Source organism: Mycobacterium riyadhense (assembly GCF_963853645.1).
Classification (GTDB): domain Bacteria; phylum Actinomycetota; class Actinomycetes; order Mycobacteriales; family Mycobacteriaceae; genus Mycobacterium; species Mycobacterium riyadhense.
This window is the reverse complement of record NZ_OY970456.1, coordinates 5,860,835-5,874,567: the sequence shown is the minus strand read 5'-3', so window position 1 is coordinate 5,874,567 and position 13,733 is coordinate 5,860,835. Positions and strand designations below refer to the sequence as shown.

Genomic DNA, 13,733 nt, shown 5'->3' with positions numbered 1-13,733 from the left:
GCGGGGCGGCGCGAGGTGGCCGGACAGCACGCGAAGCGCGGTACCGCCCAGGCCGCCGCTGCCGGGCTCACTCCCAGCGCGATCAGCCGAATGCACCAAAGTCCGCCGCGGTCGAGTGATCACAGTCCATGCCCATGAAGCCGCACTCCAGCACGCCAAGGCCTGCCAACGCGATCCGGACTGGCAGTCCGATTGCCGAAAGTATCGGCCGGTCGTGGAACGCAAAATCAGCCACTTCACCCGCCGGCCCTGGAGTGGGCGCAAAGCCCGCTGCCGCGGCCAAAAACGCATCCTGACCGACATCCTCGCTCGAGCAAAGCGTCATCAACCTCGCCCGACTGGCCACCCTGGGCCTGCATCCAGATGCCGGAGGCTGGGCCATCGCCTGATCCGGGACCCGCCGGGGCACCTAACCACCCTGGCCACCCGTTGATATCAACCGGCCAAGACGACCCCATCCGTCGCGAATCTCGCTACTGCGAAATCCCCCCACTGGGGCCACTACATCAGCGGGTCCAAGAGGGCGATCGCAAGTTCGGCGCTCTTTGTCGAGCGCAGTGGGTCGCCTTCGTTTTAGTTCAACTGCCGACACGATGCGCAGCGACGTCGGAGATGTCGGTCGGACATGTCATCCTCATCGGTGTGAGCCACATCTGGGGACGGCCCGCCGGTCACTCGGACGGGGGTTGGGCCGTTATCGATGTCGAGACCTCCGGCTTTCGCCCCGGTCAGGCCAGGATCATCAGCCTTGCCGTGCTCGGCCTGGACGCCGCCGGCCGGGTAGAGCAATCCGTGGTGAGCCTGCTCAACCCCGGCGTGGACCCCGGCCCTACCCACGTGCACGGCCTGACCGCCGCCATGCTGGAAGATCAGCCGCAGTTCGCCGACATCGTCGGTGACGTGGTCGAGGTGCTACGTGGCCGCACGCTGGTGGCGCACAACGTCGCGTTCGACTATGCCTTCCTGGCCGCGGAAGCCGAGTTCGCCGAAGCCGAACTTCCGGTCGACACCGTCATGTGCACGGTTGAGCTGGCCCGGCGGCTAGAACTCGGCATCGACAATCTTCGGCTGGAAACCCTGGCCGCGCACTGGGGAGTGACCCAGGAACGGCCGCACGACGCGTTCGACGACGCGCGAGTGTTGACCGGGATACTGGCAGCCGCCCTCGGGCGAGCCCGCGAACGTGACGTCTGGCTGCCGGTACATCCGGTGACCCGGCGGCGGTGGCCCAACGGTCGGGTGACCCACGACGTGTTGCGACCGCTGAAGGCGCTGGCTTCCCGGATGCCGTGCCCCTATCTCAACCCGGGCCGGTACGTGACGGGCAGGCCGCTGGTCCAGGGCATGCGGGTGGCGCTGGCCGCTGAGGTGGCACGCACACACGACGAACTCGTCGAGCGGATCCTGCACGCCGGACTGGCCTACAGCGATGCCGTCGACCGCGACACCTCCCTGGTGGTCTGCAACGACACCACCCCCGAGCAGGGCAAGGGCTACCACGCGCTGCGGCTGGGGGTGCCGGTGGTTTCCGACGCGCTGTTCATGGACCGTGTCGGTTCGGTCGTCGGTGGACGAAGCATGGAGGAGTTCGCCGACGTCGCCCGGGTCGACGAGCAGCTCGCACTTTTCTAACGCGCCGACATTCACCGGCACCCTGGTGTGGCGCCGCGTCGCGTTCTTTTCAGATGTTTTGACGGCTGCGCTACAAATACTGATGCCCTCAAATCCCGAACGTCGTCTCCAGATCCTCGACGCCGCCATCGGCATACTCGCCGACACGGGCATCGGGGGCCTGACGCATCGCCAGGTCGATGACCGGGCGGGCCTGCCTCCAGGAACTACGTCGAACTACTTCCGGACACGCCAGGCCTTGCTCGAAGCCACGGCAGCCCGCACCGTCGATCTGCATTGGCAGCGCGTCGAGGCCTTGCGGGCCGCGATAGGGTCGCTCAGCCGCGACGGCGTCAAGGCGCTCATGACGCGGATGCTCTCCGATCCTGATGAGCAGTTTCGTCGTTTCACGTTGGCCCGGTTCGAGCTATTCATGGAGGGCACCCGGCGGCCCGAGCTGCTGCCGTTCTTGAAGGACCTGCAGGCCGCGGCCGTGAAGTCCGCCACGCTCATCATCGAGGCGGCGGGTTTCACCCCAACGGCCCAACAAATGGACGAGCTGAGCCGCCTACTCAACGGATATGCGTTCAGCGCCCTCACGATTCCCGGTGCCGATGACCCGGCCGGGCTGGTCGACCGGCTACTGCGCGCGTTTCTCGAGATCTAACACCGCGAATATTGATAGCGGTCGGTGGCATTTCCTATGCACACCTGGTAACTGACCATCACATACAACATCCAGATTGAAATCGCGGCGCCTATAACGATGGCGACAATGCCCAGTACGACGCCCGCAAGCGACCTGACATCGTTATCGGCTTCGCCCCGTTTTACCCGCGTACGTGCGCGAACCCCAGTCGCCACGGCGCATATGCCCAGGATGAGACCCACGACCGGCACCCAGGAGAGCAGCGCGGCTACGATCCCTAGCCCCAGCGACCCGGTGCCCACATTGTTCCGCGGAGAGGCAGCGGAGCCGAAGTGGGGCTGCGGTGGTGGGTAGGTCCAGGGACCCGGCGCCGCCGGATAGGGAGGTGGCGGATAGCCGTCCGCGAACGACTGCTGGGGTGGTCGCGGTGGCTGGTCTTGGGGATCTGTCAAACTTCGCCTGGGCATCCCCGTTATCGTGCATTGCTTGCTCGGTTGACCGCCGACACTACGGCGCGCAGCGACGCCGTAGTGATCGACGGCGCTATGCCCACGCCCCACACCGTTCGGCGGGGGCTGTCTGCGTGCCGACCCGCTTCGCCCGGCTGCGCCGCGCTCGCGATCGGCACGGGGCTGTCTGCGTGCCGACCCGCTTCGCCCGGCTGCGCCGCGCTCGCGATCGGCACGGGGCTGTCTGCGTGCCGACCCGCTTCGCCCGGCTGCGCCGCGCTCGCGATCGGCACGGGGCTGTCTGCGTGCCGACCCGCTTCGCCCGGCTGCGCCGCGCTCGCGATCGGCACGGCTACCGAAGCCTCAACATAAGCAGCCGCCTGAGCATCGTCGCCGGAACTCATCGCGTGTTCGGAGTAGTCCAGGACCGCTACGTCGAACCCGACGCCGCCAAGCGCATGGACGAACGCGGCCAACGGGCCGTTGCCCGAACCGCTGATCTCGGTCTCGACCCCGTTGACCTTGACGGTCGCCTTGATGCTGGTAGTGCCGCCGTCCTCGTCGGACGCATCGACATGCTGCTTCATGCGCTCCAGCGGCCACACCGGGGCCAGGTACTCCTCGGCGAACGCATCCCACATCTCCTTCGGCGAGACCTCACCCCCCTCGCCCGCCGTGCCCTCTGCGATCTCTTGGATCACGCGGGAGAACTCGATCTGCAGCCGTCGCGGCAGGGCCAGGCCGTAGTCCGCCTTCATGATGTAGGCCACCCCGCCCTTGCCGGACTGCGAGTTGACCCGGATCACTGCCTCGTAGGTACGTCCGACGTCCTTGGGGTCGATCGGCAGATAGGGCACCTGCCAGAGCATTTCGTCCACGTCGGTGTCGGCGGCGTCGGCGTCGAACTTCATCGCGTCCAGACCCTTGTTGATGGCGTCCTGGTGGCTACCCGAGAACGCGGTGTACACCAGGTCCCCGCCATAGGGGTGACGCTCGTGCACCGGCAGCTGGTTGCAGTACTCCACGGTACGCCGGATCTCGTCGATGTTGGAGAAATCGATCTGCGGGTCCACGCCGCGGGAGAACAGGTTGAGCCCCAGCGTCACCAGGCACACGTTGCCGGTGCGCTCGCCGTTGCCGAACAGGCAGCCCTCGATCCGGTCGGCGCCGGCGGCAAAGCCCAATTCGGCTGCGGCGACGGCGGTTCCGCGGTCATTGTGGGGATGCAGGCTCAGAATCACCGACTCCCGGTTGGCCAGGTTGCGGCTCATCCACTCGATCGAGTCGGCGTAGACGTTGGGGGTTGCCATCTCGACGGTGGCGGGCAGGTTGAAGATGATCGGATTGTCCGGCGTCGGTTGGATGACCTCGCCGACGGCGTCGCACACCTGCTTGGCGTATTCCAGCTCGGTGCCGGTGTAGGACTCCGGCGAGTACTCGAACCGCCACTGCGTGCCCGGGTATTTCGCGGCCTCCTCGACGCACTTGTGCGCCCCGTCCACCGCGATCGCTTGTACGGCGGCGCGGTCGGCGCGAAATACCACGCGGCGCTGCAGGATTGACGTCGAGTTGTAGAAGTGCACGATCGCGCGGGCTGCACCCGAACACGCCTCGAAGGTGCGCTCGATCAGCTCGGGCCGGCATTGGGTCAGCACCTGGATGGTGACGTCGTCGGGAATCGCGCCCTGCTCGATGATCTCGCGGACGAAGTCGAAGTCGGTCTGACTGGCCGACGGAAACCCGACCTCGATCTCCTTGTAGCCCATGCGGACCAGCAGGTCGAACATGCGGCGCTTGCGGGCCGGGCTCATCGGGTCGATCAGCGCCTGGTTGCCGTCGCGCAGATCCACCGCGCACCACAGGGGCGCGCGATCGATCACACGGTCGGGCCAGGTGCGGCTGGGGACCCGGATGGGCTCGACCTCATCGGCGAACGGTCGGTACCGGTTGACCGGCATCGCGGAACCTCGCTGCGGGTTCCAGACGGGCTGGCCGGGCCTGGGTGGGCCGGCGGGTTTCACGATGGTGCGGGCTGACTGATAGGCGTCGGGTGAATCAGGATTAGTCACGGTAGTTGCTCCGGGGAAGTTAGAAGGAACCTCAGACCGGCGCATCGCGAACGACCCGCGACGGGAAGCCGGTCTGGATCAGACCCCGTCGCGGCGTCCGAGGAGGAGCACCCGCTGCACGTCCTGAACTCTACCGCTAGTGCCGCCTCGACCAAAACCCGCGGTCTGAGCCGCCGAGCGTGGGACTTATGGACGGTTTCGTCGCAGTTTCCGTGCTGAGAGCCCACACTCGGCCACCACGTATTCTGTTGTGGACTTATCGCCAAGCCGGGAAGGGATTCAGTGGCGCTCGTCGTGCAGAAGTACGGCGGATCTTCGGTGGCCGACGCCGACCGGATCCGCCGCGTCGCTGAGCGCATCGTCGAGACCAAGAAGCAGGGAAACGACGTCGTCGTGGTGGTCTCGGCGATGGGCGACACCACCGACGACCTGCTGGACCTGGCTCAGCAGGTATGCCCAGCCCCGCCACCCCGGGAATTGGACATGCTGCTGACCGCCGGTGAACGCATCTCCAACGCGTTGGTGGCCATGGCAATCGAATCGCTGGGGGCTCATGCCCGGTCATTCACCGGTTCGCAAGCGGGCGTGATCACCACCGGCACTCACGGCAACGCGAAGATCATCGACGTCACCCCGGGGCGTCTGCAAACCGCGCTCGACGAAGGCCGGATTGTGTTGGTCGCGGGATTCCAAGGCGTCAGCCAGGACACCCGCGACGTCACCACCTTGGGGCGCGGGGGCTCGGACACCACCGCCGTCGCCATGGCCGCGGCCCTGGGCGCCGACGTCTGCGAGATCTACACCGATGTGGACGGCATCTTCAGCGGCGACCCACGCATCGTGCACAACGCTCGCAAGCTCGACACGGTGACCTTCGAAGAGATGCTCGAAATGGCCGCCTGCGGCGCCAAGGTACTGATGCTGCGCTGTGTGGAATACGCACGGCGCCATAACATTCCGGTGCATGTTCGGTCGTCGTATTCGGACAAGCTAGGCACCGTCGTCGTCGGATCGATCAAGGACATAGCCATGGAAGACCCCATCCTGACCGGAGTCGCGCACGACCGCAGCGAGGCCAAGGTGACTGTTGTCGGGCTCCCCGACATACCGGGGTACGCCGCCAAAGTGTTTCGCGCCGTCGCCGACGCCGATGTGAACATCGACATGGTGCTGCAAAACGTCTCCAAGGTCGAGGATGGCAAGACCGACATCACCTTCACCTGTTCCCGCGACAGCGGGCCCACGGCGGTGGCCAAGCTGGACGCGCTTAAGGACGAGATCGGCTTCACCCAGCTGCTCTACGACGACCACATCGGCAAGGTGTCGCTGATCGGGGCGGGCATGCGCAGCCATCCCGGGGTTACGGCGACCTTCTGTGAAGCGCTGGCCGCGGTCGGGGTCAACATCGAGCTGATCTCCACCTCCGAGATCCGCATCTCGGTGTTGTGCCGTGACACCGAACTCGACAAGGCCGTCGTTGCTTTGCATGAGGCATTCGGTCTTGGTGGCGAGGAGACGGCGACGGTGTACGCGGGGACGGGGCGGTAAATGGGCTTGTCAATTGGGGTAGTTGGCGCCACCGGACAGGTGGGCCAGGTGATGCGCACCCTGCTCGACGAACGCGACTTTCCGGCCCAATCCGTGCGGTTCTTCGCCTCCGCCCGCTCACAGGGCCGCAAGCTGGCCTTCCGCGGTCAAGAGATCGAGGTCGAAGACGCCGAAACCGCCGACCCGAGCGGGCTGGACATCGCGCTGTTCTCTGCCGGCGCGGCGATGTCTAGGGTGCAGGCGCCGCGGTTCGCGGCCGCCGGCGTGACGGTGATCGACAACTCGTCGGCGTGGCGAAAGGACCCCGACGTGCCGCTGGTGGTGTCGGAGGTGAACTTCCACCGGGACGCGCATAAGCGGCCGAAGGGCATCATCGCCAACCCGAACTGCACCACGATGGCCGCCATGCCGGTGCTCAAGGTGCTGCACGACGAAGCCCAGTTGGTGCGCATCGTTGCGTCTACCTATCAGGCGGTGTCCGGCAGCGGTCTGGCCGGGGTGGACGAACTCGCCATTCAGGCGCGTGCTGTCATCGGGGAGGCCGAACAGTTGGTGCACGCCGGTGACGCCGTGGATTTCCCGGCACCAAGCAAATACGTTGCGCCCATTGCGTTTAACGTGGTGCCACTGGCCGGATCGCTGGTCGACGACGGCTCCGGCGAAACCGACGAGGACCAGAAGCTGCGCTTTGAGAGCCGCAAGATCCTCGGCATTCCGCACTTGTTGGTGAGCGGCACCTGTGTGCGGGTTCCGGTATTCACCGGCCACTCGCTGTCGATCAACGCCGAATTCGCCCGGCCGCTCTCGCCGCAGCGGGCTCGCGAACTGCTCGGCGGCGCCCCGGGTGTGAAGCTCGTCGATATACCCACACCCCTGGCTGCCGCCGGCGTCGACGAATCACTGGTCGGCCGCGTCCGCCCGGACCCCGGAGTCCCGGACGGTCGTGGCCTGGCGCTGTTCGTTTCGGGTGACAACCTTCGCAAGGGGGCGGCGCTGAACACAATTCAGATCGCCGAGCTGCTGGCTTCTGAATTGTGATCCGCGGGCATACCGCGGCATTGTTGTGTTTGGTTGTGCCACAATTCTTTTGGGGTGCATGTTGGATCGCACACGCCGATCCGCCCGCACCCGCACCGGAGCCGATCCTGCGGCCGCTGGCACCGGGTCAAGTGCTACGGATCGGTCCGACGGCCGGTACCGGAACCCCGACCGGCGACTACGGGATCGGTGCCACCGACCTGTGCGAGTTCGTGGAGTTCCCCAGCCAACTGCTGCAGGTATGCGGCGACAGCTTTGCCGGTCAGGGCGTCGGGTTCGGCGGCTGGTACGCGCCGATCGCGTTGCATGTCGACACCGCATCGGTCGACGATCCCGACGGGGTGCGCTATACGGGCGTCACCGGCATCAGCAAACCGCTACTGGCCGATCCCACACCGCCGGGGACTTCGCAGCTGCCCGCCGGGGTGGTCCAGATCAACCGGCGCAACTACCTGATGGTGGCTACGACGAAAGACCTGGAGCCGTTGAACTCGCGGCTAGTGGTTGCCGAACCGGCGCGCGGCGGCTGGCAGACCGTTCCGGGATCGCGGCGCGACGCCTCCTTCCAGGACGACCATCAGACGCAGATCAGCGGGTACTACGACCCCATCCCAACCCCCGATTCGCCAAGCGGCTGGGTCTACATCGTGGCCAACAGCTTCACCCGCAGGCAACCGGTGGTGCTATACCGGGCCACGCCCCAAGCGTTCACCGACCGTTCGCGGTGGCAGGGCTGGGCGGCGGGACCCGGCGGTGGTTGGAACAAGCCACCGACGCCGCTGTGGCCCGACCAGGTGGGCGAGATGAGCATCAGGCAGATCGATGGCCAGACCGTGCTGTCCTATTTCAACGCCAACACCGGCGACATGGAGGTCCGGGTGGCCCACGACCCGACATTGCTGGGTGACGCGCCGGTGACCACGGTGGTGCGACACGACGAGTGGCCCGACCCGGCGGAGAGTCTGCCGCCGCCGTACGACAACCGGCTCGCGCAACCGTACGGCGGCTACATTTCGCCAGGTTCCACGCTCGATGAGTTGCGGATATTCGTCAGCCAGTGGGATACCCGCGCCCGCCAGACCGGTCCCTACCGGGTCATTCAGTTCGCGGTCAACCCGTTCAAACCCACTTCAGACGGCTAATTTCCGCTTTCCGCCTGCAGTGCGCGCTTGACGAGTTGAAGGCTTGGCGTGACGACACGCGCAGTAGCTCATCAGGTCAATTAATCGCGCGCGACCTGCGATGCGCGCGGGCCCCGAGGGCCCCGTGGCTATACGCCCTTCGTCCCGTTGATCCCGTTCAGGCCGAGCAGCAGCCCGCCGGTGCCGCCGGTGCCGCCGTTGCCCTTGACGGGCCCGAAGCCACCGCCGTTGCCGCCGTTGCCGCCGTTGCCGATCAGCACGGCGTTGCCGCCGGCCCCACCGGCGCCGCCGCCGATGCCGCCGTCGCCTCCGGCACCCCCGTCACCGCCGTTGCCAATCAGTCCGGGCTTGCCGCCGGCCCCGCCGGCCCCGCCGGTGATGGTGCCGAACCCGCCGGCGCCGCCGCTGCCGCCAGAGCCTATGACTAAGCCGCCGGCCCCACCTAACCCGCCGGCCCCGCCGATGCCGGGGCTAACGGTGGTCCCGCCGCTGCCGCCGGCGCCGCCGGCGCCGCCGGCGCCCAAGATTAAGCTGCCGGTCCCACCGGCCCCGCCGTCACCGCCGATACCGTCCCCGGACCCGCCGCTGCCGCCGGCGCCGCCGGCGGCACCGACCGAGAGCATGCCGGCGTTGCCCCCGGCCCCGCCGGCCCCGCCGGTGGCGGTGGTCCCGCCAGCCCCGCCGGCCCCGCCGTCACCGCCGGCGCCGAACAGCCCGCCGGCCCCGCCGGCCCCGCCGGCCCCGCCGTCACCGTCGGTGTTGCCGCCAGACCCGCCGGCCCCGCCGGCCCCGCCGCTGGCGAACATCCCGCCGGCCCCGCCGGCCCCGCCGGGCCCGCCGTCACCGCCGGTGTCTGTGGCGGACCCTCCGACGCCGCCGGTCCCGGCGGCGCCGAAGAGCGAACCGGCGTTGCCGCCGGCCCCGCCGGCCCCGGCGACTTGGGCAGTGCCCCCTGCCCACCCGCCGGCCCCGCCGGGGCCGCCGTTGCCGAACAGCATGGCGTCGCCGCCACGGCCGCCGGCCCCGCCGGTGCCGCTCAGTGAGTTCCCGCCGGCCCCGCCTGCCCCGCCGTTGCCGAACAGCCCGGCGGGCCCGCCGTTACCGCCGGCCTTACCGTCGCCAACAGCGGTGGCACCGGACCCGCCGGCGCCGCCGTTGCCGATCAACCACCCGCCGGCCCCGCCATTGGCCCCGCTTTCCGGGGCCCCGTTGGCGCCGTTGCCGATCAGCGGGCGCCCGGTCAGCGTCACGAATGGGGCATTGATCAGATTGAGCAGCTCCTGCATAGGCGTGGCGGACGCGGCCTCCGCACTGGCATACGAGCCCGCCCCCGCGGCCAGAGCCCGCATGAACTGGTCATGAAACGCCGCCGCCTGCGCACTGAGCGCCTGATACCCCTGGCCGTGGGCGGAAAACAGCGCCGCGACTGCGACCGACACCTCATCGGCGCCCGCCGCAAGCAGTGACGTCGTCTGAGCCATCGCGGCCGCGTTGGCCGTGCTGAGCGCCGATTCGATTCGGGCCAGATCCGTTGCCGCCGCCGCCATTATCTCCGGCGCCGCAATCACATACGACATGTCAACCCCCCATTAGCAAACCCGTCACGCGGTTATTTACTAGGCCCCGGCGGTTCCCCGGCCGTCGGAACAACGAAAGCAAGGTACGCGCCGTGTCAGACGATCGATGTCGCGCTACATAACCTCATAGAAAACTCATAAGCTCAGCCCGAAGAACCTGATCCGCCCGCGCCCGCGCCGGACGCCACCGACGACACCCCGGTCGCCTGGCGCGGTGCGTACTGTCGGTCGCCGAGAGCACCGCGACGACACGCCGAAAATGATAACGGCAGCTACAGCTTCGCCAACGAGAGTTGGGCTCACAGCTGCTACATAAGTAACGCATAGCCGCGACTATTGTTTGCCCAGGCATCATGCGTCTCATGAGTGAAACTTCTACCGCAGTAGCACCACCGCCACCACCGACGGCAAATCCACCGGCGTACCAGACCCCCAAGGTCTTCAAAGCCGCAGCCTGGGTAGTCATCGTTGCCGGGATCGTGTTCATCGTCTCGGTCATCTTCTTCACCGGCTTCCGGCTGGGCATGCTCACCGGGCACGGCGGCCATCACCACCGGCATCACTTCAAGCATGGGATGATGCACCGTCTTCCAGATACCGGTGCACCGGCGGTCAATCCTGGTACCGGGCCGGCCGGACCCGGGCAGGTGCCGACGTCGGTTGCGCCATCGATCGCGCCCTCGCCGACACCCGGTCGGTAGCGCACCCATACCTACGCGCCCGGTGTTCAGCAGAGCACCGGGCTACGTCAATTCATGACAACTTTGTCGTCGGAACCCTTTACGGTCATACCGGCTTGAGTGGATATTCAAAGATATGAGCGAAACACCGGAACCCCCAGCCCCCGTCGCAACAGCTCCGCCTCCACCGCCGCCGGCATGGGAGAAGCCGTCCCGGCTGTACCGGGCCGCAGCCTGGGTGGTGATCATCGCCGGGATTGTTTTCATCGCGTCGACGATATTCTTCGCCGGTGCGATAGTGGCCGGGGGCGGCAAATGCCATCACCACCGCCATCACTTCGGCATATTCCGAACTGGAGGTTCCGGAGGCCCCGGTGGTTCCGGTCCAGGGGCCGGGTGGTACTGGTTCCAGGGAGGACCTCCGCCTGCGGGTATCGGTCCTGGGTTCCTACCCGGCCCACCGCCCCCTGGGGTAGTTGGTCCCGGCGGTTCCGTTCCCGTTCCGCCGCCGACAACGGGTCCGGCCACTCTCCCCACTAGTCCGCCCGGACGCTAGCGGCCGGACTTTGATCATTTTCTCGGTTGGCGTGACCGCTGTGTCGCGCGATCGCTGGCTCTACTGTGATGCCTAGTTGCGCGGTAGCGCACTGAAAGCGCTTGATACCTAACCTTATTCGGCAAGGAGGAGATAGCGAATGACGAAACGCTACACCACCACTGACGGCGGCGGCCCCGCACCCAGTGACGATCAGTCGTTGACGATCGGACCCGATGGCCCGATTCTGCTGCAGGACCACTACCTCATCGAGCAGATGGCCATGTTCAACCGGGAACGCATCCCGGAACGTCAACCGCACGCCAAGGGCGGCGGCGCGTTCGGCCACTTCGAGGTGACCAACGACGTCAGCAAGTACACCAGCGCCGCGGTTTTTCAGCCGGGTACCAAGACCGACACACTGATCCGGTTCTCCACGGTTGCCGGTGAGCGTGGCAGCCCAGACACCTGGCGGGATCCGCGCGGCTTCGCGCTGAAGTTCTATACGGCGGAGGGCAACTTCGACATGGTCGGCAACAACACGCCGATCTTCTTCGTGCGCGATCCGCTGAAGTTCCAGCACTTCATCCGGTCGCAGAAGCGCATGGCGGCAACCAATCTGCGCGACCACAACATGCAGTGGGACTTCTGGACTCTCTCGCCCGAGTCGGCGCATCAGGTGACTTGGCTAATGGGTGACCGGGGCATCCCCAAGAGCTGGCGGCATATGAACGGCTACAGCAGTCACGCCTACAGCTGGATCAACTCCGCCGGCGAGATCTTCTGGGTGAAGTACCACTTCAAGACCGATCAGGGCGCCGACTTCTTGACTCAGGAGGAGGCCGACCGCCTTGCCGGCGAAGACGGTGACTACCACCAGCGGGATCTCTACGAGGCCATTGAGCGTGGTGAGTACCCGAGCTGGACGCTCAAGATGCAGATCATGCCGTTCGAGGAGGCCAAGACCTACCGCTTCAACCCGTTCGATCTGACCAAAGTGTGGCCGCACGGCGACTATCCGTTGATCGAAGTCGGCAGGCTGACGCTCGACCGCAACGTCACCGACTACCACACCGAGATCGAGCAGGCCGCCTTCGAGCCCAACAACATCGTGCCCGGCACCGGCCTCAGTCCGGACAAGATGCTGCTGGCTCGCGGCTTCTCCTACGCCGATGCACACCGTGCCCGGCTGGGGACCAATTACAAGCAGATACCGGTCAATACGCCGAAAGTAGAGGTGCACAGCTACTCCAAAGACGGGGCAATGCGCATCCACAACGTCTCGGATCCGGTCTATGCGCCCAACTCCTACGGTGGCCCGCAAGCCGACCCGGCACGCGCCGCCGAGGTGCGCTGGTACGCCGACGGTGAGATGATCCGGGCCGCGTACACGCTGCGGGCCGAGGACGACGACTGGGGGCAGGCCGGCACCATGGTCCGTGAGGTGCTCGACGATGACGCGCGGGACCGTTTGGCGCACAACATTATTGGACACGTCTCCAAGGGTGTGAAGGAGCCGGTGCTGTCGCGGGTGTTCGAGTACTGGCGCAACGTAGACGCCGATCTTGGCAAGAAAGTCGAGGAGGGGGTTCGGGCCAATCTGAGCTAGGCGTCCAACGTCGAGCTGTTGGGCGGTTTGGACGACGCATTTCGGCCTGACAACTCGACGTTCGTCGCGCCTGGCATGATCGGGCCATGACGATGCGCGTCACCGCCGCGGTGTTGAGCTGCGGCCTGGGTATCGCCGGAATGCTCGCAGTGCCGATTGCCGCTGCGAACCCGTCGGAGCCGGGAGTGGTGAACTACGCGGTCCTCGGCAGAGGATCGGTCGGCAATATCGTCGGCGGCCCAATGGGGTGGGAGTCGGTGTTCACCGAGCCCTTCCAGGCGTTTTGGGTCGACGAGCCGGTGTGCAACAACTGGGCGGACATCGGGCTGCCCGAGGTGTACAACGATCCCGACCTGGCGTCGTTCAACGGAGCGACCACGCAGACGTCGGCCACCGACCAAACCCACTACGTCAAGCAGGCGGTTGGGGTGTTCGCTACCAACGACGCCGCCGACCGGGCCTTCCACCGTGTTGTCGACCGGACCGCGGGTTGCTCAGGGCAGACCACCGCGATGCACTTGGACAACGGAATCACCCAGGTGTGGTCGTTCGCCGGCGGGCCACCCGGCGCTGCGGATTCCGCGTGGACCAAACAAGAAGCGGGCACCGATCGTCGCTGCTTCGATCAAACCCGGCTGCGCGAAAATGTGTTGCTGCAGGCCAAGGTCTGCCAGTCTGGCAACGCCGGTCCCGCGGTGAACGTGCTGGCTGGCGCGATGCAGAACACGCTGGGCCAGTAACTGGGCTACTTGCGGGCGGTAATTTGGGTACTCGTTTACCCCGTGCGGCCGGGTGTGCGACACGAATGTAGGTGCTCGGGATTGCG

At 66.6% G+C, this 13,733-nt stretch carries 11 protein-coding genes and 1 pseudogene; 10 read left to right on the top strand and 2 right to left on the bottom strand.

What is annotated here, in order from left to right; all coding sequences use genetic code 11:
- Positions 1 to 67: 67 nt before the first annotated feature.
- The 3 genes and pseudogenes from AADZ78_RS29315 to AADZ78_RS25845 form a co-directional block, all read left to right on the top strand.
- Positions 68 to 389 (top strand): annotated as a pseudogene (locus AADZ78_RS29315) (transposase); the annotation flags it as partial.
- A gap of 253 nt (positions 390 to 642) precedes the next feature.
- A complete protein-coding gene (locus AADZ78_RS25850; protein ID WP_085248918.1) occupies positions 643 to 1,632 on the top strand; it encodes a DEDDh family exonuclease in 990 nt (329 codons plus the stop codon).
- Between the two features lie 82 nt (positions 1,633 to 1,714).
- A complete protein-coding gene (locus AADZ78_RS25845; protein ID WP_085248913.1) occupies positions 1,715 to 2,278 on the top strand; it encodes a TetR/AcrR family transcriptional regulator in 564 nt (187 codons plus the stop codon).
- Between the two features lie 454 nt (positions 2,279 to 2,732).
- On the opposite strand, the gene leuA is transcribed toward AADZ78_RS25845, so the two are convergent.
- Entirely contained in the window at positions 2,733 to 4,778 is a 2,046-nt protein-coding gene (gene leuA / locus AADZ78_RS25840) for a 2-isopropylmalate synthase (RefSeq protein ID WP_204903296.1), read from the bottom strand.
- A 282-nt stretch (positions 4,779 to 5,060) separates the two neighbouring features.
- Between leuA and AADZ78_RS25835 the strand changes: the two genes are divergently transcribed.
- The 3 genes from AADZ78_RS25835 to AADZ78_RS25825 are packed head-to-tail and all read left to right on the top strand — an operon-like array spanning position 5,061 to position 8,506.
- The gene (locus AADZ78_RS25835) at positions 5,061 to 6,326 is read left to right on the top strand and encodes an aspartate kinase (RefSeq protein ID WP_085248916.1); all 1,266 of its coding nucleotides are present in this window, start codon (positions 5,061 to 5,063) and stop codon (positions 6,324 to 6,326) included.
- Positions 6,327 to 7,364, top strand: a complete 1,038-nt coding sequence (locus AADZ78_RS25830; protein WP_085248917.1) for an aspartate-semialdehyde dehydrogenase — start codon at positions 6,327 to 6,329, stop codon at positions 7,362 to 7,364. It begins immediately after the preceding gene.
- 23 nt (positions 7,365 to 7,387) lie between these two features.
- On the top strand, positions 7,388 to 8,506 hold the full coding sequence (locus AADZ78_RS25825; protein WP_372510570.1) for a DUF4185 domain-containing protein: 1,119 nt from the start codon (positions 7,388 to 7,390) through the stop codon (positions 8,504 to 8,506).
- A 128-nt stretch (positions 8,507 to 8,634) separates the two neighbouring features.
- Here AADZ78_RS25825 and AADZ78_RS25820 read toward each other — a convergent pair whose 3' ends face one another.
- Entirely contained in the window at positions 8,635 to 10,083 is a 1,449-nt protein-coding gene (locus AADZ78_RS25820; RefSeq protein WP_204903297.1) for a PE family protein, read from the bottom strand.
- 353 nt (positions 10,084 to 10,436) lie between these two features.
- Between AADZ78_RS25820 and AADZ78_RS25815 the strand changes: the two genes are divergently transcribed.
- The 4 genes from AADZ78_RS25815 to AADZ78_RS25800 all read left to right on the top strand — a co-directional run bounded on the left by AADZ78_RS25815 (position 10,437) and on the right by AADZ78_RS25800 (position 13,647).
- Complete coding sequence (locus AADZ78_RS25815; RefSeq protein ID WP_308204493.1) at positions 10,437 to 10,784, top strand: hypothetical protein; 348 nt, start codon at positions 10,437 to 10,439, stop codon at positions 10,782 to 10,784.
- Positions 10,785 to 10,899: 115 nt separating this feature from the next.
- Positions 10,900 to 11,319 (top strand): hypothetical protein, encoded by a 420-nt coding sequence (locus AADZ78_RS25810; RefSeq protein WP_085251936.1) that lies wholly within the window; start codon positions 10,900 to 10,902, stop codon positions 11,317 to 11,319.
- Between the two features lie 139 nt (positions 11,320 to 11,458).
- Complete coding sequence (locus tag AADZ78_RS25805) at positions 11,459 to 12,907, top strand: catalase (RefSeq protein ID WP_085251935.1); 1,449 nt, start codon at positions 11,459 to 11,461, stop codon at positions 12,905 to 12,907.
- A 92-nt stretch (positions 12,908 to 12,999) separates the two neighbouring features.
- Complete coding sequence (locus AADZ78_RS25800) at positions 13,000 to 13,647, top strand: sensor domain-containing protein (protein ID WP_139828896.1); 648 nt, start codon at positions 13,000 to 13,002, stop codon at positions 13,645 to 13,647.
- Positions 13,648 to 13,733 lie beyond the last annotated feature (86 nt).